General features: G+C 70.6%; 16 protein-coding genes. 11 read left to right on the top strand and 5 right to left on the bottom strand.

The annotated features are described in order from the left end of the window. Positions 1-160: 160 nt before the first annotated feature. From ACIPFH_RS34305 to ACIPFH_RS34260, 10 genes are all read left to right on the top strand, one after another. Positions 161-2443, top strand: a complete 2283-nt coding sequence (locus ACIPFH_RS34305) for a heavy metal translocating P-type ATPase (RefSeq protein ID WP_401832783.1) — start codon at positions 161-163, stop codon at positions 2441-2443. Positions 2444-2522: 79 nt separating this feature from the next. After that, positions 2523-2894 carry an NADH-quinone oxidoreductase subunit A gene (locus ACIPFH_RS34300; RefSeq protein WP_401832780.1) on the top strand — a complete coding sequence of 124 codons (372 nt, stop codon included), beginning with the start codon at positions 2523-2525 and terminating at the stop codon, positions 2892-2894. 119 nt (positions 2895-3013) lie between these two features. Next, positions 3014-4516, top strand: coding sequence for a hypothetical protein (locus ACIPFH_RS34295; RefSeq protein ID WP_401832777.1), 1503 nt, complete (start codon positions 3014-3016; stop codon positions 4514-4516). Further along, complete coding sequence (locus ACIPFH_RS34290) at positions 4509-5453, top strand: NADH-quinone oxidoreductase subunit H (protein ID WP_401832775.1); 945 nt, start codon at positions 4509-4511, stop codon at positions 5451-5453. The genes ACIPFH_RS34295 and ACIPFH_RS34290 overlap by 8 nt, the downstream gene beginning before the upstream one ends. A 23-nt stretch (positions 5454-5476) precedes the next feature. After that, on the top strand, positions 5477-6037 hold the full coding sequence (locus ACIPFH_RS34285; RefSeq protein WP_401832773.1) for an NADH-quinone oxidoreductase subunit J: 561 nt from the start codon (positions 5477-5479) through the stop codon (positions 6035-6037). Beyond that, positions 6034-6339: an NADH-quinone oxidoreductase subunit NuoK gene (locus ACIPFH_RS34280; RefSeq protein WP_401832770.1), complete on the top strand. Its 306-nt coding sequence runs from the start codon at positions 6034-6036 to the stop codon at positions 6337-6339. The genes ACIPFH_RS34285 and ACIPFH_RS34280 overlap by 4 nt, the downstream gene beginning before the upstream one ends. After that, positions 6336-8183, top strand: coding sequence for an NADH-quinone oxidoreductase subunit L (locus ACIPFH_RS34275; RefSeq protein ID WP_401832767.1), 1848 nt, complete (start codon positions 6336-6338; stop codon positions 8181-8183). The genes ACIPFH_RS34280 and ACIPFH_RS34275 overlap by 4 nt, the downstream gene beginning before the upstream one ends. A 7-nt stretch (positions 8184-8190) precedes the next feature. Continuing rightward, positions 8191-9696 (top strand): NuoM family protein, encoded by a 1506-nt coding sequence (locus ACIPFH_RS34270; RefSeq protein ID WP_401832764.1) that lies wholly within the window; start codon positions 8191-8193, stop codon positions 9694-9696. After that, entirely contained in the window at positions 9693-11111 is a 1419-nt protein-coding gene (locus tag ACIPFH_RS34265) for an NADH-quinone oxidoreductase subunit N (RefSeq protein WP_401832762.1), read from the top strand. Before ACIPFH_RS34270 ends, ACIPFH_RS34265 begins: the two co-directional genes overlap by 4 nt. 52 nt (positions 11112-11163) lie before the next feature. Then, a complete protein-coding gene (locus tag ACIPFH_RS34260; protein WP_401832759.1) occupies positions 11164-11505 on the top strand; it encodes a hypothetical protein in 342 nt (113 codons plus the stop codon). Positions 11506-12163: 658 nt separating this feature from the next. On the opposite strand, the gene ACIPFH_RS34255 is transcribed toward ACIPFH_RS34260, so the two are convergent. Continuing rightward, positions 12164-12574: a (4Fe-4S)-binding protein gene (locus ACIPFH_RS34255; RefSeq protein ID WP_401832757.1), complete on the bottom strand. Its 411-nt coding sequence runs from the start codon at positions 12572-12574 to the stop codon at positions 12164-12166. Between the two features lie 29 nt (positions 12575-12603). Continuing rightward, positions 12604-12912, bottom strand: coding sequence for a GNAT family N-acetyltransferase (locus ACIPFH_RS34250; RefSeq protein ID WP_401832756.1), 309 nt, complete (start codon positions 12910-12912; stop codon positions 12604-12606). A 320-nt stretch (positions 12913-13232) separates the two neighbouring features. Between ACIPFH_RS34250 and ACIPFH_RS34245 the strand changes: the two genes are divergently transcribed. Further along, positions 13233-13874 (top strand): hypothetical protein, encoded by a 642-nt coding sequence (locus tag ACIPFH_RS34245; protein WP_401832753.1) that lies wholly within the window; start codon positions 13233-13235, stop codon positions 13872-13874. Positions 13875-14419: 545 nt separating this feature from the next. On the opposite strand, the gene ACIPFH_RS34240 is transcribed toward ACIPFH_RS34245, so the two are convergent. From ACIPFH_RS34240 to ACIPFH_RS34230, 3 genes are all read right to left on the bottom strand, one after another. Beyond that, positions 14420-15526, bottom strand: coding sequence for an LLM class flavin-dependent oxidoreductase (locus ACIPFH_RS34240; protein ID WP_401832751.1), 1107 nt, complete (start codon positions 15524-15526; stop codon positions 14420-14422). Positions 15527-15651: 125 nt separating this feature from the next. Continuing rightward, positions 15652-16110: a MarR family winged helix-turn-helix transcriptional regulator gene (locus ACIPFH_RS34235; protein WP_401832749.1), complete on the bottom strand. Its 459-nt coding sequence runs from the start codon at positions 16108-16110 to the stop codon at positions 15652-15654. A 224-nt stretch (positions 16111-16334) separates the two neighbouring features. Continuing rightward, positions 16335-17309 carry a pirin family protein gene (locus tag ACIPFH_RS34230; RefSeq protein WP_401832746.1) on the bottom strand — a complete coding sequence of 325 codons (975 nt, stop codon included), beginning with the start codon at positions 17307-17309 and terminating at the stop codon, positions 16335-16337. Positions 17310-17338 lie beyond the last annotated feature (29 nt).

The raw sequence follows: 17338 nt of genomic DNA, 5'->3' as shown, positions 1-17338 counted from the left end.
TCGCGGCGTCGGGCAGCTACGAGCCGCAGGGTCTGCCTGCGCCGAGTGCCACCGCCCGGATCGACGGCTACACCGAACAAGGCGAATTCCTCCCACGCCGGGACGTGCCGCTCCGCTGATACGGACGCCGTACGTCCCGGCCTGCCCCTGGAGATACGCAATGACCAGCACGGCTCCTGAAAAGGCCCTCCCCGGCACGGCGTCCGCGCCCGCCTCCGCGGTGGAACTGTCCATCGGCGGCATGACCTGCGCCTCGTGCGCCGCACGCGTCGAGAAGAAGCTCAACCGCATCGACGGCGTCACCGCGACCGTCAACTTCGCCACCGAGAAGGCGAAGGTCACGTATCCGGACGGCATCGAGGTCGCCGACCTCATCGCCACCGTCGAGAAGACCGGCTACACCGCCGAGGAGCCAACCCCGCCCGTTTCAGGAACGGGAGACGAGGGCGAGGCTCAGACCGCTCCGGCCGCGGACGGCGAACTGCTGTCCCTGCGCCAGCGCCTGTATGCGTCGCTGGTGCTGACCGTCCCCGTCGTCCTCATGGCGATGGTGCCCGCCCTGCAGTTCGACAACTGGCAGTGGCTGTCGCTCACTCTGGCCGCTCCGGTCGTCGCCTGGGGCGCCTTCCCCTTCCACAGCGCCGCCTGGACCAACGCCCGGCACGGCGCCGCCACCATGGACACACTGGTGTCGATCGGCACGCTCGCCGCGCTCGGCTGGTCCGTGTGGGCGCTGTTCTGGGGAGACGCCGGGATGCCGGGCATGCGCCACGGCTTCGAATTCACCGTCTCCCGTGGCGACGGTTCCTCCTCCATCTATCTGGAGGCCGCGGCCGGGGTGACCACGTTCATCCTCGCCGGGCGCTACCTGGAGGCGCGCGCCAAGAGGAAGTCGGGTGCCGCGTTGCGGGCGCTCATGGAGCTGGGCGCGAAGGACGTCTCGGTACTGCGCGGCGGCAGGGAAGTACGCATCCCGGTGTACCAGTTGGCCGTCGGTGACCGCTTCGTCGTACGGCCCGGGGAGAAGATCGCCACCGACGGCACCGTCGTCGAGGGCGCGTCGGCGGTGGACGCCGCCATGCTGACCGGCGAGTCGGTGCCGGTGGACGTGACCGTCGGGGACGCCGTCACCGGCGCGACCGTGAACGCCGGGGGCCGACTCGTCGTCGAGGCGACCCGCATCGGCGCGGACACCCAGCTGGCGCGGATGGCGAAGCTGGTCGAGGACGCGCAGAACGGCAAGGCCGAGGTGCAGCGCCTCGCCGACCGGATCTCCGGGATCTTCGTGCCGGTGGTCCTCATCATCGCGGTCGCGACGTTCGGGGTCTGGCTCGGAGCCACCGGCGACACCGTGTCCGCCTTCACCGCCGCCATCGCCGTCCTGATCATCGCCTGCCCCTGCGCCCTGGGCCTGGCCACGCCGACCGCGCTGATGGTCGGCACCGGTCGCGGCGCCCACCTCGGCATCCTCATCAAGGGCCCCGAGGTACTGGAGTCCACCCGCCGCGTCGACACCGTCGTGCTGGACAAGACCGGCACCGTGACCACAGGCCGGATGGAGCTCCAGGACGTCTTCACCGCACCGGGCGTGGACGAGACCGAACTGCTGCGGCTGGCGGGCGCGTTGGAGCACGCGTCGGAGCATCCCATCGCCCGGGCCATCGCGGCGGGCGCGGCCGAGCAGGCCGGAAGCCTCCCGGTCCCGGAGAACTTCGACAACGTGGCGGGCCTCGGCGTCCAGGGCGTCGTCGACGGACATGCCGTCCTCGTCGGGCGGGAGAGGCTTCTCGAGGAGTGGGCCATCGCGCTCCCCCAGGGGCTGGCCAAGGCCAAGGCCGCCGCGGAGGCCGAGGGGCGTACGGCGGTCGCCGTCGCCTGGGACGGCGAGGCGCGCGGTGTCCTCACCGTCGCGGACGCGGTCAAGGGGACCAGCGCCGAAGCGGTCGCCGAGTTGCGCAGGCTGGGGCTGACGCCGGTCCTGCTGACCGGCGACAACCAGCTCGTCGCCGAGTCGGTCGCTCGTGCCGTCGGCATCGACGAGGTGATCGCCGAAGTTTTGCCCCAGGACAAGGTGGCCGTGGTCAAGCGACTGCAGAGCGAGGGCCGTACGGTCGCGATGGTCGGCGACGGCGTCAACGACGCGGCCGCCCTCGCCACCGCCGACCTGGGCCTGGCCATGGGCACCGGCACGGACGCGGCGATCGAGGCCGGTGACCTGACCCTCGTACGCGGCGACCTGCGGGTGGCGGCCGACGCGATCCGCCTGTCCCGCAGGACCCTGGGCACCATCAAGGGCAACCTGTTCTGGGCCTTCGGCTACAACGTCGCCGCGCTGCCGCTCGCCGCCTTCGGCATGCTCAACCCGATGATCGCGGGGGCGGCGATGGCCTTCTCGTCGGTGTTCGTGGTGACCAACAGCCTGCGGCTGCGGTCCTTCAGGTGAGCTGAGCGCCGTGTTGCGGATGCCGTGCTCGGCGACGCACTGACATGCTCCCTGGCGGGGTAGCCGGGGAGGACGATCCATGGAAAGGGGACCCGTGCAGACATCGGACTGGGAGCCGGTCCTGGCACTCCTGGTGCTGGTCGCCGGAGCCGTCGTACTGGTTCATGGTCTCGCCGTCGCCGTCAGGGCGGTCCGCGAGCCGCTGCACACCGGACCGTTCAGCGGGGGGCTGGAGCCGCGGGAGCACGCGCTGTCGCGGTTCCACGTCCGCTGGTATCCGGTCACGATGGTCTTCCTGGCCTTCGACATGGAGATGCTGTTCATGTATCCGTGGACGAAGGTCGTCTCGGCGGTGGGTACGTCCGCGGTCGTCGAGATGTTCCTCTTCCTGGGCATCCTGCTGGCAGGCGTCGGATACGCCTGGCGGGAGGGGGCGTTCCGATGGAGCTGAGACGCAGGCTCGCCCGAACGGCCATGTCCCGTCCTGGAGTTCTGGTCGCGGCGTCGCCCGGAGCCACGCCCGAACGGCTGGCCCTGGAAGCGGAGCTCGCACTTCGGGGATGGGCACGTGTGAGCGCGCCCGCGGACGCGGATCTCCTCGTGGTCCTGGGCACCGGCCCCGCAGGGGACCAGGACTGGGTCATGAATCTGTGGCGCGCCATGTCGGCTCCCAGGGCCCGGGCGTCACTCACGAACGCCGACGAGGTCGCCACGGTCCTCGATCACGGCCTGGCCACACTCCGGGCCGGGATGCCTCACCCGGAGGAGCAGGAGAACCACTCGAGCGAGGGGCACGCCGAACACGGCGACCGGGACATGCCCGGTGGCCACGGCGAGCACGCCGGCCATGACATGCCCAGTGGGCACGGCGAGCACGACATGCACGCAGGGCACGCCGAGACCGAGGACCGTGACACGCACGGCGTGGACGACGGGCACGATGAGCACCACGGCCACGGCGGACACGACGAACACGGCGCACGCCCCGGGCACGACGAGCACCACGGGCACGACCGGCACAGCGGCCATGACATGCCCGGCGAGCACGGATCACACGGCGGACATGACATGAGCGGCGGGCATGCCGGGCATGACACGGGCAGCGGGCACGACGGCCACGCCGGACACGCCGGACACGACATGAACGGCGGCCACGACATGAACGGCGGCCACGGCGGCCACGACATGAGCGGCGGGCATGCCGGCCACGACATGAGCGGCGGGCATGCCGGGCATGACATGGGCGGGGTCGTGGACGGGTTGCCCATGGCTGATCGGGCCGATGACAGGGACGGGTTGAGGCTCGACCGGCTGCATGTGCCGCTCGGTCCCGGTCTCGCCGACTGGCCCGCGGGGCTGGTTCTGCGGCTGGCGCTGCAGGGCGATGTCGTCCAGCAGGTCGATGTCGATGTCGAGTCGGCGGCTTCCGTGTCCCCGCGTCCGCCCTTCTGGAGCGAGCCGTGGCACCGTGCCGTGGCGGGCGAGCGGGTGATCCGGGGCGATGCGGCGCGGCGGCTGTGCGCGGCACACCTGGACAGTCTGGGACGGTTCTTCGCCGTGGCGGGGTGGGCCGACATGGCCGCCCGCGCCCGGCACGTACGGGACAGCGCACTGGCCGGGGCGGGCGCCGCCGAACTCTCCGCTCTCGCCCGTCCCTTGATCCGGCGGGCCGAGAGATCGCGGGCCCTGCGATGGCTGACCGCTGGGCTGGGACCGCTGGCCGCCGAGCACGCGGCGCATCACGGGATCACCGGTCCCGCCCTGGTCGCCGACGGGGACGCGTACCGCCGGATGCTCGTGTGGCTCGACGCGGTCGGGCGAAGTGCGGCCGCCTGTGACGACACGAGCGCTGTGGACCTGGCCACCAGCGCTGCCGGCCGGGCCGAGGCCGTCGGCCCCCGCGGGCGAGTCGACAGGTCGGCGCCGCCGCCCTCTCGACCTCTCCTCGATGCCCTGCCCGCTCTGCTGGCGGGCGCCGAGTTCGCGTGCGCGCGGATCATCGTCGCGAGCCTGGACCCGGACCTGGACGAGCTGGCATACGTGCCGGCGGCGGGAGCGGCCGCCCATGGCTGAACGCACGCCGTTGTGGGCGGTCCTCGTCCTGCCTTCTCTGCTCGTCGCGGTCGCTCTGGCGACGGCGGGCCTGGACGCCGTGCTCTCGGCCGGCGCGCGGAGCGGACGGCCGGGGTCCCTTCGCGAGGCGGCCGTCCGGGCGGCGGGGCCCGCGCGCGAGGTGCTGCGGCAGCTCGTGCAACAGCCACGGCGGACGCGGGCGTCCGACCTGCCGCTGGCCCGGATCGGAGCGGCTCTCCTGCCCGTCGCCGCCGTCCTGGCGGCCGTCGTACTGCCGCTCGGTTTCCGGTCGGTGAGCGATCTGCCGGAGGGAATCGTCTGGTTCAACGCGATGGAGGCGTTGGCCTGGGCGGCGGTGTGGCTGGCGGGCTGGGGGGCGAACTCGACGCTGTCGCTGATCGGCGGGTACCGGTTCCTGGCACAGGGGTTGGCGTACGAGCTGCCGCACATGCTCGCGATCACCACGGCCGCGCTGGGCGCGGAGTCGCTGCGGGTGGGCGAAGTGGTCGACGCCCAGGCGGGGTTGTGGTTCGCGGTGTGGATGCCGGCGGCCTTCGGGATCTATCTGCTCAGTGCCATGGCGATGGCGTTCTGGGGTCCGTTCGACCAGCCCGTCGGTCATGACGTGGCGGGTGGCGCGGCTTCCGAGCTGTCCGGGGCGGACCGGGTGCTCTTTCTCGGTGGCCGGTGGCTGCTGCTGGTCGTGGCGGCGGGGTTCGGCGTGCCGCTCTTCCTGGGTGGCGGGCACGGGCCGTTGCTGCCCGGCTGGGTGTGGACCGTGCTCAAGACGGCGGCCGTGCTGGCCTTCCTGGTGTGGGCCGGGCGCCGGGTGCCGACCCTGCGCATGGAGCGCTACCTGGAGCTGGCCTGGGTGGTGTTGACCCCGCTCGCCGTCGCGCAGGCGCTGGTCGTGGCCGTCGTAGTCCTGAATCGATGACGAGAGCGAGGTGTCGTACGTCCATGGAAGTCACGGTGTTCTGGTTGCTTGCCGTCCTCGCGGTCGTCAGCGGCGTGATGGTGTTCCGCTTCGACTCCATGGCCCGGGCGACGTTCTCCCTGCTGGCCTCGCTGCTGTGCGTGGGCGGTCTGGTCGTGCTGCTGGGGCTGGACTACCTGGGCATCGTCATCGTGCTGATGATGACGATCGAGATGGCCATCATGGCGGTCTTCATGGTGATGTACATGATGAATCCGGCCGGGCTGATGCCGATGACGATGATGCACAACAAGAAGGGGGCGGCCGTCGTCTGCGGCCTCGTCTTCCTGCTTCTCGCCGCCGGGATCCTGCTCGCGCCCTGGCCCGCCCGGCGCGGAAAGGCACCCGCCGATCCGACCATGGAGCTCGGCATGTCCCTCATGGGTCCGCAGATGCTGACCATGATGACGCTGGGCATGGCCCTGTTCGCGACGATCGTCGCCACCGTGGTGCTGGCCACCCGGCGGGGACGGTACGACCGGCTCGGCGACGACCTGCGGGCGCGGCGCCCGGAGGATCCCGTACGAGGCGGTGTCGGCCGATGACTCTGGAGCTGCTTCTCCTGGTGGCCGCCGCCCTGTTCTGCGTCGGGCTGTTCGGAGCGCTCACCCAGCAGGCGATCGTGATGCTGATGATGGGCCTCGAACTGATGCTGGGCGGGGTCATCCTGGGCGCCGCGGCCGCCTGGCACTACATCGCTCCGGCGGCGGCCGACGGGCAGGTGCTGATCGTCGTCGCGGTCACGGCGATGGCCCTGGAGATGGCGATCGGGTTCGCCGTGGTCACCGCGCTGTTCCGGTCGCGCGAGGTCGACATGACCGACATGGCGGCGGAGTTGAAGGAGTGAGTGCCCTGCTGTGGGCGCTGGTCGCCCTGCCGCTCGGCACCGGTGTGCTGCTGCTCGTGACGGGACGGCGGGCCGATCGCGCGGCGCCCGCCGTGGCTCTCACCGTGACGGCCGCCGCCCTGGGTCTCGCGATCGCCGCGGCGTTCCGGCATCCGGCGGTGCAGGCGCCGTTCCTCGACGGACTGCCGATGCGGTTCGCGGTGGACGGCCTGTCCGGGCTGCTGGCCGTCACGGTCGCCGCGGTCACGCTCGCCGTACTCCTCTTCAGCGCCGCCGAGTTCGGCGCCGACGAGGCCCGAGCGCGCTTCTTCGGCCTGATGCTCCTGTTCACCGGGAGCATGCTCACCACGGTGACCGCCGCTACCCTCCCGGTCCTGCTGCTGGGCTGGGAGGTCATGGGCGCCACGTCATGGGCATTGATCGGCTACTGGTGGCGGGACCCGGAGCGGACGAGCGCGGCCGACACCGCGTTCCTCACCACCCGTACCGCGGACCTGGGCCTCTACCTGGCGGCGGGTGCCGCGCTCGCGAGCGGCCGGGACCCGGCACTGTCACTCGACGGCCTGACCCGCGCCGACGACCCGTGGCTGTCCTTCGTCACCGCGGGCATCATCGTGGCCGCCCTGGGCAAGTCGGCCCAACTGCCCTTCAGCTTCTGGCTGTCGAAGGCCATGCAGGGCCCGAGCCCGGTCTCCGCGCTGCTGCACTCGGCGACGATGGTGGTCGCGGGAGCCTACCTGCTGCTGCGCACCGGACCGCTGCTGGAGGCTTCCGGCTGGGGCGACGAAGTGGTCGCGTGGACGGGCGCCGCCACCGCCCTGTGTCTCGGACTCGTCGCCGTGGCACAGACCGACCTCAAGCAGCTGCTGGCCGCGTCGAGTTGCGCCCAGATCGGCTTCATGGTGCTGGCCGCCGGCACCACCGCGACCTCCGGCGGCACGCTTCAGCTCATCGCCCACGCGGCGGCCAAGAGCCTGCTCTTCCTCGGCGCGGGCGCCTGGCTGACAGCCCTGGGCACACAGCAGCTTCCCGAGCTGCTCGGAGCCGCCCGCCGCAGTCGGACCGTCGGCGTGGCCTTCACCGTGGCCGCGCTCTCCCTGGCCGGGCTCCCACCGCTCTCGCTGTGGGCCGCCAAGGACGTCCTGCTCTCGGGAGTTCTGGAGCGCAGTCCCTGGCTGTACGCCGTCGGGCTGGCCGGGGCGCTCCTGTCCGCGGTCTACAGCGCCAAGGCCCTCTGGTACGTGTGGCAGCGCGCGGTGCCCCAGCCCGATTCCCGCCACGTTCCGGATGGTGCGTCGCCGTCCCTGGCGCTGCCGGCTCTCGCCTGCGTCGCACTGACGCCGCTGGCGTTCCCTCCGCTGCGTGACAGCGTCGGACGCGTACTCGCCCAGCCTGACCAATCCGCCCCGCTCCCCTGGGAATTCGCCCTTTCCGGGATTCTCGCCCTGCTGGCCGTCGCGGCCACTTGGGCCTGGGGATCCCGCCCACTGCCCCTCCCAGGACGTGTGAAGTCCGCCCTCCTGGACTGGCTGTATCTCGAGCGCGCCGCCCACCGACTCCTGGTCGCCCCCGTCATGCACCTCGCGCGTGCTGCCGCCGCGTTCGACGACCGGGTCATCGACCGCGCCGTCGACGATTCGGCCACCGTCGCCGTACGGTTCGCCCGCTGGACGGACGGCGTCGTGGAGCGTGCCCTCGACGGGTCGGTGACCGCCCTCGCCGCCGGCACCCGCGCGCTCGGCCGCCTGGCGCGCCGCCCGCAGACCGGCCAGCTGCACCAGTACCTCGCCCAGGCCGTCGCGGCCTTCACCGTCCTCGCCGTCGTGCTCGTCCTCGTGAGGTGACCCCCCGATGCTGACCGCCCTTGTCTTCGCGCCCACGGCCGTCGCGCTCCTGCTGTTCGCGCTCCCCCGCCGTACGACCTCGTCGGCCTTCCGCATCATCTGGGTGGCGGTGTCGGCCGTCGAACTCGCCCTCGTGGTCGCGATATGGGCCGGGTACGAGGCCGGCGGCGGCATGCAGTACGAGGAGCGCGCCCGCTGGATCCCCGGAGCGGGCGTCGGCTATCACGTCGGCGTGGACGGGCTGTCGCTGCCGCTGCTCGCCCTCAGCTGTCTGCTGTTCCTGGCCTGTGCGCTGTACTCACTGCGCGAGAACCGCCGTGTCCGCGAGTTCGCCGCACTGTTCCTCTTCCTGGAGACCACCTGTCTCGGCCTGTTCGCGGCCCTCGACCTGATCCTCTTCTTCGTCTTCTTCGACCTGTCCATCGTGGCGATGTACTTCGTCATCGCGGGCTGGGGCCATCGGCAGGCGGCACGGGCCGCGCTGAAGTTCTTCCTCTACACCTTCGTCGGGTCGCTCGCCCTGCTGCTCGGCTTCATCGGGCTCTACCTCGCCGCGTCCCCGCACACCTTCGACATGGTCGAGCTGACGCGGCAGAACCCGCTCGCCGGACGGTCCGTGTACGGCGGCCTCGTCCTGCTGGCCGTGGTGGTCGGCTTGGCGGTGAAGACGCCGACGGTGCCGTTCCACACGTGGTTGCCACCGGCCCACGTCGAGGCGCCGGCCGCCGGTTCGGCGATCCTGGCGGGGGTGCTGCTGAAGATGGGCACGTACGGATTCCTGCGCATCGCCATGCCGATGCTCCCCGAGGCCTGGCGGCGCTACGCCCTCGTGCTGATCGTCGTCGGCGTCGTGTCGGTCCTGCACGGGGCCCTGGTCGCGCTCGCGCAGACCGACTTCAAGCGGATGGTCGCCTACACCTCCGTGAACCACATGGGCTACATCGTCCTCGCCCTCGGTGCCGCCGCGGCGACGGCGGACACCTCCGAACAGGCCCGCTCCCTCGCCGTCACGGGGGCGGTGACGCAGATGGTCAGCCACGGGCTGCTCACCGGTGCGCTGTTCCTCCTCGCCGGAGTGCTGTACGAACGCGGACGGACGTACGACATGGGCGCCTACTCGGGACTCGCCGCCACGGCCCCCGCCTTCGCGGCGATGACCGGCGTCGCGGCCTTCGCCTCGCTCGGTCTGCCCGGGTTCTCCGGTTTCATCGCCGAGTTCCAGATCTTCACCGGCAGCCTCGGTCCACGGCCGGTGGCCACCGCGCTCTCGGTGCTCGGCATCCTGCTCACGGCCGGGCTGTTCCTGCGCGCGCTGAGACAGGTCTTCACGGGCCCGCTGCGCCTGCCCGACGCGCCGGGCACGCCACGCGTGTTCCCCGACATCCGCGCACACGAGGCCCTCGCCGTCGTCCCCCTCCTCGTCCTGGCCGTCGTCCTCGGCGTGGCACCGCGTTTCCTGCTCGACGTCATCGAGCCGGCCTCGCGTTCCGTCCTGGAGCTGCTCTCCCGATGAACGAGATGAACGAGAACCCGCTCGACCTCCTGCCCGAGGTGCTGCTGGCCGCGTCGGCCGTGCTCGGCCTGCTGCTCGGTTCCTGGCTGCCGCGCGCCCGGCAGTGGTTGGTCGGGCTGCTGGCGGCCGTCGTGTGTGCGGCGGGGATCGTCGCGGCATCGGTGGCCGCGGCGGAGCCTGCCACGACCGCCTTCGGCGAGGCCTTCGCCGTCGACCCTGTGACGAGCACGTCCAGGGTCGTCGTCCTCGGCGGCACGCTCCTCGTCCTCGGCGTCTCCTTCCGTCCGCTGCGTGGCGATGCGCGGGAGAGCGAGTTCTACGTCCTGGTGCAACTGGCAGCCCTCGGCGCGCTGATGATGGCGGGCACGCAGGACCTGCTGCTGTTCGCCGCCGCCTACCTGCTGGCGAGCATCCCCGCCTACACGCTCGCCGGCTTCCGCAAGGACGGGCCCGGCACCGAGGCGGCCCTCAAGTACTACGTGGTCGGCGCCCTGTTGGGCGTACTGATGCTGGGCGGCATCACGGTCCTGTACGCGACGGGGCGCGCCACCGGATATCCGATGCTCGGGGACGCGTTCCACGACGCGCCCGGGGCACTGCTCGCAGTCGGCGCGATCGGGCTGCTGTCGGGCGTGCTCTTCAAGGCCGGAGGCGTGCCGGCACACTTCTGGGTGCCCGACGCCGTTCAGGGCAGCAGCCCGCCGGTGGCCGCGCTGCTGACCAGCATCCCGAAGATCGGGGCACTGGCCGCGCTCTTCCGGCTCGGTGACATCGTCTTCGCGGACAGCACGCTGCCGTGGCCCGCGCTCGTCGCCGTACTGGCCGCCGCGTCGATGACGCTCGGCAACCTGGGCGCGTTCTTCCAGCAGGACGTCAAGCGCCTCCTGGCCTACTCGACGATCAGCCAGGTCGGGTACCTGCTCATGCCGGTCGCCGTCGCGGGCCGCGCGGACCTCGCCCAGCAGGCACTGCTGTACTACCTCGCGGCCTACACGGTCACCAACCTCGGCGCGTTCGCGGTGGTCTGCGCCCTTCCTCGAGCCGTCTCGCTGGACGACTACCGGGGTCTCGCCAAAGAGCGTCCGCTGCTGGCCGCGAGCCTGGTCATCTGTCTGTTGGGGCTCGTCGGCACCCCGCCCACGGCGGTTTTCCTGGGCAAACTCGAGGTGTTCGGCGCCGCGTTCGACGGCGGGTACGCGTGGCTCGCCGTCGTGGCCGCCGTCAACACCGTGGCTTCCCTCTTCTACTACCTGCGCTGGATCGTGCCCGCGGTCTCAGGGAGCGGGTCCGAGTCCCTGGCCGACGGCGACCGGGCGGCACGCGTCGTCGCCTACGTCGCCGCGGCCGTGTCCCTCGGGCTGGGCGTCGGTGGCGGACCGGTCCTGGACGTATTGACCGGACCGATCAGCCACTGACGTACGTTCGTGAGCCGTCCGGCCGCCGCTGGAACCGTCGCGGGCGCGGTCAGTGCGCCATGACCGGCCCCTGTGTCAGGTCCGACCGCCCCGCGGGCAACAGCAGCGCACCGACGGCGGCGACCACGGCGGCGATGACCGCACAGGCGGTGAAGGGGGCACCGACACCTTCCGCGACATCTCGGAGTTTCCGCCCCTGGACCCCGACGACGAGACCTGGGGCAAGGCGATCGCCATCCTGTCGCCTCCAGAGGAAGCTCTCAACCAGGCTCTCGATCAGGCCACCAGCGAGCCCGGCGTGAACCCGACCGCTGGGTCAACCAGGGGCATCATCTGCGACGAGTACCGTGATTTCCGGATCGCCGGCAGGAACGAAAACCCGGCGACCCCATGACGTCCAGCTGTCACCCCCAGCAGCGACGTGCCCACCAACCGTCGTCCGGTGAGGCAGTCGGGTCCGGCCAACTGCCGGCGACATAGAGCTCATCGAGCGGTTCGACCATGCCGCGCAGTTCACGGGCGGCTCGCGGAGGCAGTGCGTGGAGGGCGAGTTCGAGGACTGCGCGTTCATCGGTCGTATAGAAGGGGTTGCACAGCGAGCATCCGCAACCACCCGAGAGGGCAAGCCCCGGACGATGGGCTATCCGTGACCACTGCCGAAGGGCTTGAGCTACCGCGCCGGGCCACAGCCGGTCGCGTTCCAGACGAGCGGCTGCGGCTGCCAGCTTGCCGGAGCCGCGCGCGAACCCAGGCTCTGACGCTCCATGCGACAGCTGCCTGGAGAAGCGGCTGGCGGCGCGGAGCTGTGACGGCCGTCTACGCGGCATCGTCCTTTCTGAATCGCTGCATGGGAACAGCATGCCAGAGCCGTCCTCCGCACTGCAGCACTGGATCGTCGAGCGCAGGCAGAACCTGTGAGACTTCGGCACCGCTTCACACAGGTTCGGCGGAACATGTGCGCTTTGCCGAAGGACCACGAGCGGAGCAGATGACCGCCGGAATTGGTGGATCCACGCATTCGCGGGGCTCCGGGTGGAGCGGGCACGACGGCATCACTGACGGCAGGGCCCCGAATGGTCGCAGTACGGCTGAAGACCGCTCTGCCCGCAGCCGCACAGGATGGCCCTGGTCTCGGCGCGCGGGCCTTCCGCTGTGTCCACGCGCAGTTCGCCGCGCAGGGTCAGCTGCCCGGTGGAGCTGCGCGTGACCTGCGTGGGTCGCTCCGGGATCTCCGTCCCGCCGTCGGCGAGTCGATAGTGCAGCGCACCCGAGGGGCAGCGCCGCACCACTTCGGCCAGGCGATCCGCCGCGGCGCTGTCCGGCCGGATCCAGGGCCGCGCGGCCGTGTCGAAGACCTCCGGCAGACCCCGGACGCATTCGGCGGCGTGCAGGCATCTCCTGGCCTCGAAAATCACGGTGATCGACTCGTTCTCGTACGCCCTCTTCGCGGACCTGTCGCTCATGCCGGCCTCCATGACGGTGTATGGCTCTGCTAGTCGCTGACCTTGCTGCGGGACTGGTAGAGCAGGTCCTGGTACTCGGGATGGCGAGCGATCCAGCCCGCGAAGAAGGGGCAGGTGGCCAGCACCCGGAGCTGCGAGGCACGTGCTTCGTCGAGAGCGGTGCGGACCAGGGCGGACCCGACTCCCCTGCCCTCGTACTGCGGCGCGACCTCGGTGTGTACGAACGCGATGAGTTCCGTAGTGCGGATGTACTCCGCGACACCCGCAACCTCGGACTCCCCGTCGACCCGGGCCTCGTAGCGCTTCGCCCCGGGCACGTCGCCCACTTCGACCGTCATACGTCCTCCTCTTGGGCCTGCTCGCGTGCAACTCCACGGGAGCCCCGATCAACCAGGCCGAAAGCCTAACCCCATACGGTTGATGCATCAACTTATTCGCCCGGCGGCACTGCTTGGTCGCGGACACCTGCTCCTCCATGGCTGGAGCGGGAGCGCCTTCGAGTCACACTGGCGCAAATGCCGTTCCTTCGGGGCGAGCCGGTGCGGTTCCTCACCCTCGCCGCGACCGCCGAGAAAATAGTTGACGCGTCACGTACATGTGATGTATCAACTTCCTTGGCGGGGTCGCCCGCCATGACGCAGGAGCGGAAGGAACCGCCGTGAAGTCGCCGACCTCCCCCACGCCGAACACGGCGACCCCCGGCCCGCTCGCCGCCTTCGCCCGCTTCGTGGTTTTCGGCGGCGGCACCGGGGTCCTCTCCAGCTTGACCGTCCCACTGCTGGCGGCGCTGATGCCGTGGACCGTGTCGAACGCGCTGATCACCATCGCCTCGACCGTCCTGTGCACGGAACTGCACGCCCGCTACACCTTCCGCGCCGGCGGTCGAGCCGGCTGGCGCCACCACTGGCAGTCCGCCGGTTCGGCGGCCGCGGCCTACGCGGCCACCTCCGCGGCAGTGTTCGCCCTCCACGCGATCCAGACCTCCCCCAGCGTGTTCACCGGACAGCTCGTCTACCTCTCCGCCTCCGGCCTCGCCGGCCTCGGCCGCTTCCTGGTCCTGCGCCTTTTCGTCTTCACGGCGGGCCGCGACCAGCGGACGAAGACGACGAACACCGCGTGGACGAGCCCGTCCTCCACCCCGAAGCCCCTGACCGTCCCGCAGGTCCCGACCGTCGCCCCGGTCACCGCGTTCACCACAGCATTCGCGACCGGCACCACCGTCCCCCGCACAGTCATCGCCCAGCCCCGACGAGCGCCGGCCCGAACCACCGGCCTGGCGGCGGCCCTCAGCCCGAGCTGACCTCAGCAGCCACCCGGAGCCGGCTTGCCTGGCCCCGCCATGGGCGGCCACCTCGCCGAGGAGGCGAAGCTCGCCGAGGCCATGGGGCTCGACGCGTTCAGCGTCGGCGAGCGGGGCGAGGAGTAACTCGACATGCTCATACGCCTTCAGCGCGAGGATGCGGTGACCTGGTCGGGGAAGGTCCGGGCCCTGGTGGTCGAGCAGCAACTGCATCCCCGTATGCCGCCCGGCGGAATGTCCACATGTATCGGCGCCGCCGGCAGGCCGAACTCCGCGGTGCAACGGCCGGGTGGCAGACCAACGGTATGCCCGTCCCCGGCCGCGCCCCAGCCCTCGGACGCCCCGTACACAGCGGTGGGTACGACGATCGCGCGCAGGCAGGCGTAGAACGGACCGTGCATTTCCCGGCCTTGGGGCACCGCCCGGGCCCCCAGGACCCGGGCGGGAGTACGGAATCCGCCACCGGTGGCTTCCATCAGCAGGGGCGTGCCGACGAGCGCGGTGATGTCGGGCCCGTCGAAGAACGCCTGTCGTCTCGTGCGGCCTCAGGCCCCCGCATCGGCGGCCTGCGCGCGCTCGGCGTCGCGGGCGGCGAGCAGGGATGCGTGGGTGGGGGCGTCAGGCACGCCGGCAGGCCGGTTCCTGGCGAACTCCTCGCGCAGTACCGGGACGACCTCCTCGCCGAGCATGTCGATCTGCTCCAGCACGGTCTTCAGCGGAAGTCCGCCGCCGTCCACGTTGAACAGCTGGCGCTGGTAGTCGCCGAAGTGCTCGCGGAAGGTGAGCGTCTTCTCGATGACCTGCCCGGGCGTGCCGACCGTCAGCGGGGTCTGTTCCATGTACTCCTCCATGGAGATCCCGCCGCCCATCACCGGTGAGTGGTCGAAGAACGGGCGGAACTCACGGACGGCGTCCTGTGAGTTGGGGCGCATGTAGGTGTGGCCGCCGAGGCCGACGATGGCCTCCTCGGGACTGCCGTGGCCGTAGTGCGCGTACCGGGTCCGGTACAGGTCGATCATCCGCTTGGTGTGCTCCTTGGGCCAGAAGATGTTGTTGTGGAAGAAACCGTCGCCGTAGTACGCGGCCTGCTCGGCGATCTCCGGCGAGCGGATCGAGCCGTGCCAGACGAACGGCGGTACGCCGTCCAGGGGCCGCGGCGTGGACGTGAACCCCTGGAGGGGGGTGCGGAACTTGCCCTCCCAGTCGACGACGTCCTCGCGCCACAACCGGTGCAGCAGGGCGTAGTTCTCGACGGCGAGGTTGATGCCCTCGCGGATGTCCTTGCCGAACCACGGATACACCGGGCCGGTGTTGCCTCGCCCCATCATCAGGTCCACCCGTCCGTCCGCGAGGTGCTGGAGCATCGCGAAGTCCTCGGCGATCTTCACCGGGTCGTTGGTCGTGATGAGGGTGGTGGAGGTGGAGAGGACCAGCTTCTCCGTCCGCGCGGCTATGTATCCGAGCATGGTCGTCGGCGAGGACGGCACGAAGGGCGGATTGTGGTGCTCGCCGGTCGCGAAGACGTCGAGCCCGACCTCTTCGGCCTTCTGCGCGATGGCGACCATCGCCTTGATCCGCTCCTGCTCGGTCGGGGCGCGCCCCGTGGTCGGATCGGTGGCCACATCACCGACAGTGAAGATGCCGAACTGCATCGCCCTCACCCTTTCCATGTGGTTGATGTATCAACTATGACACCGCAACGAGTCTCGGGGCATCTCCATTCCACCGCCACACCGTCAGTCGATGCGGGCCTCGCGGGGCCGACCCACCAGGAGGATCACCCCTCCATGTGTTCGACGACTCGGTTCGCCACCAAGGCGTACAAGCGAAGCTCGTCCGGCGCCAGGAGATCGATGAACAGTCGGCGAACCGCCTCCATATGGAGCGGCGCGGCCGTCGCGATCACCTCCCGGCCCGACGGGGTGACGACGACGAACGCGCCCCGCCCGTCCCCGGGACACCCCTCCCGGGCCACCAGGTCTCGCTTCACCATCCGGGAGATCTGATGCGACATCCTGCTCTTCTCCCACTCCAGGCGCTTCGCCAGGTCCACATGTCGCATGCGGCCGCCCGGGGCTTCGGCCAGATTGAAGAGCACCGCGTAGTCGGCGGCGGACAGCCTGGATTGCGACTGCAGGCAGCGGGACAGCCGGCCGCCAAGCTTCTCCTGCATGCGAACGACGCTACGCCAGGCGTCCTGCTCCTCCGGGGTGAGCCATTTCGGTGTCTCATTCATGCATATGAGTGTAGCCGGATAGTTGAAGCGTCATCTAGTGTGGGAGAGGTGTGACATAGGGCCCGTCAAACGACCACCAGAGGGCCCGACACCCCTCGCCGACCCAGAGTTCACCGGTGCGGTCAGCCCAGTTCGGCCTGCAACCAACGCATCGATCCGCTGGACGGTCGCAGCGGCAGACGACTGGCTCATGGGGTCCCTTTCGGACGACGGACGGTGGTCAGTCACGCACGCGGGGGATTGCGGCGCGGCACGATGACGGCGTTGGGCAGGGCGGGCGCGGGAAGACGCTTGCCCTCGACGGCACCGAAGCGGTCGGACACGGCCTCCCAGTCCTCTCGGGCCCGGACGATGTCCTGATGGCTGCGGCCCACGAAGTTCCACCACATGACGATCTCCTCCTCGAACGGAGGGCCGCCGAGCAGGATCGTCCGCGCCGGACCGTCCGACTCGTTCACCAGTGTCAGAGTCTCGGCGCCGGGACGGACGTAGCCCAGCTCCGCCGGGCGCAGCGGCGTGTCCGCCACGCGAACGTCTCCGCTGTCGACGAGCAGGCCATGCTCGAAGGCGGGATCCACGGCGAGGGCGATCGCCGCACGCGGTTCGAGGACGATCTGAGCGCCGAGCAGGGGCGTGAAGGTCTGCACCGGGGAGGTCTCTCCGGCGAGCGAGCCCAAAAAGACCCTGATCTCCGCTCCGTCGACCCGCAGGAGCTCGGGCACGTGGTGCGAGAAGTCCCGTCCTGCGTTCCGGTGTTCCGCCGGTAGCGCCACCCACAGCTGAACACCGTGCATAACGGTGGTGCGCGGAGTGGAGATTTCCGAGTGACAGATGCCGTACCCGCCTGTCATGAGGTTCATCTCGCCAGGCTGGATGAGAGCGTGGGTGCCGAGACTGTCGCGATGCTCGACCTCCCCGCTGAACAGCCAGGTCACCGTCTGCAGGCCGGTGTGCGGATGCGAGGGGAGGTCCATGCCGCCCTCGGCGGAGACGTCGACAGGACCGTAGTGATCGGCGAAGCACCAAGCTCCGATCAGTGTCCGGGCCCGCGAGGGCAGCGTCCGCCGCACCCGCATCGCGCGCGGCCCGCCCAGCGGGACGTCCCGCGCGGGGATCACGTCGATGTCCAAGGCCTCGACCGGCTCGTCGACCGACGCTCCACACCTCACCACGGCGGGATCAATTTCCACGTTGCTCACCGACATCACTCCCCATGGCACCTGGTTGT

Origin of the sequence: Streptomyces sp. NPDC088157 (assembly GCF_044741545.1) — a bacterium.
In the GTDB taxonomy this organism is placed as follows: domain Bacteria; phylum Actinomycetota; class Actinomycetes; order Streptomycetales; family Streptomycetaceae; genus Streptomyces.
The sequence above is the reverse complement of the archived record's forward strand: the minus strand, read 5'-3'. Positions and strand labels throughout refer to the sequence as shown.

Coding starts and splice junctions, on each gene's coding strand:
- ACIPFH_RS34305 (WP_401832783.1), top strand. CDS start 161: ATGACCAGCACGGCTCCTGAAAAGGCCCTCCCCGGCACGGCGTCCGCG.
- ACIPFH_RS34300 (WP_401832780.1), top strand. CDS start 2,523: ATGGAAAGGGGACCCGTGCAGACATCGGACTGGGAGCCGGTCCTGGCA.
- ACIPFH_RS34290 (WP_401832775.1), top strand. CDS start 4,509: ATGGCTGAACGCACGCCGTTGTGGGCGGTCCTCGTCCTGCCTTCTCTG.
- ACIPFH_RS34285 (WP_401832773.1), top strand. CDS start 5,477: ATGGAAGTCACGGTGTTCTGGTTGCTTGCCGTCCTCGCGGTCGTCAGC.
- ACIPFH_RS34280 (WP_401832770.1), top strand. CDS start 6,034: ATGACTCTGGAGCTGCTTCTCCTGGTGGCCGCCGCCCTGTTCTGCGTC.
- ACIPFH_RS34270 (WP_401832764.1), top strand. CDS start 8,191: ATGCTGACCGCCCTTGTCTTCGCGCCCACGGCCGTCGCGCTCCTGCTG.
- ACIPFH_RS34265 (WP_401832762.1), top strand. CDS start 9,693: ATGAACGAGATGAACGAGAACCCGCTCGACCTCCTGCCCGAGGTGCTG.
- ACIPFH_RS34255 (WP_401832757.1), bottom strand. CDS start 12,574: ATGAGCGACAGGTCCGCGAAGAGGGCGTACGAGAACGAGTCGATCACC.
- ACIPFH_RS34250 (WP_401832756.1), bottom strand. CDS start 12,912: ATGACGGTCGAAGTGGGCGACGTGCCCGGGGCGAAGCGCTACGAGGCC.
- ACIPFH_RS34240 (WP_401832751.1), bottom strand. CDS start 15,526: ATGCAGTTCGGCATCTTCACTGTCGGTGATGTGGCCACCGATCCGACC.
- ACIPFH_RS34235 (WP_401832749.1), bottom strand. CDS start 16,110: ATGAATGAGACACCGAAATGGCTCACCCCGGAGGAGCAGGACGCCTGG.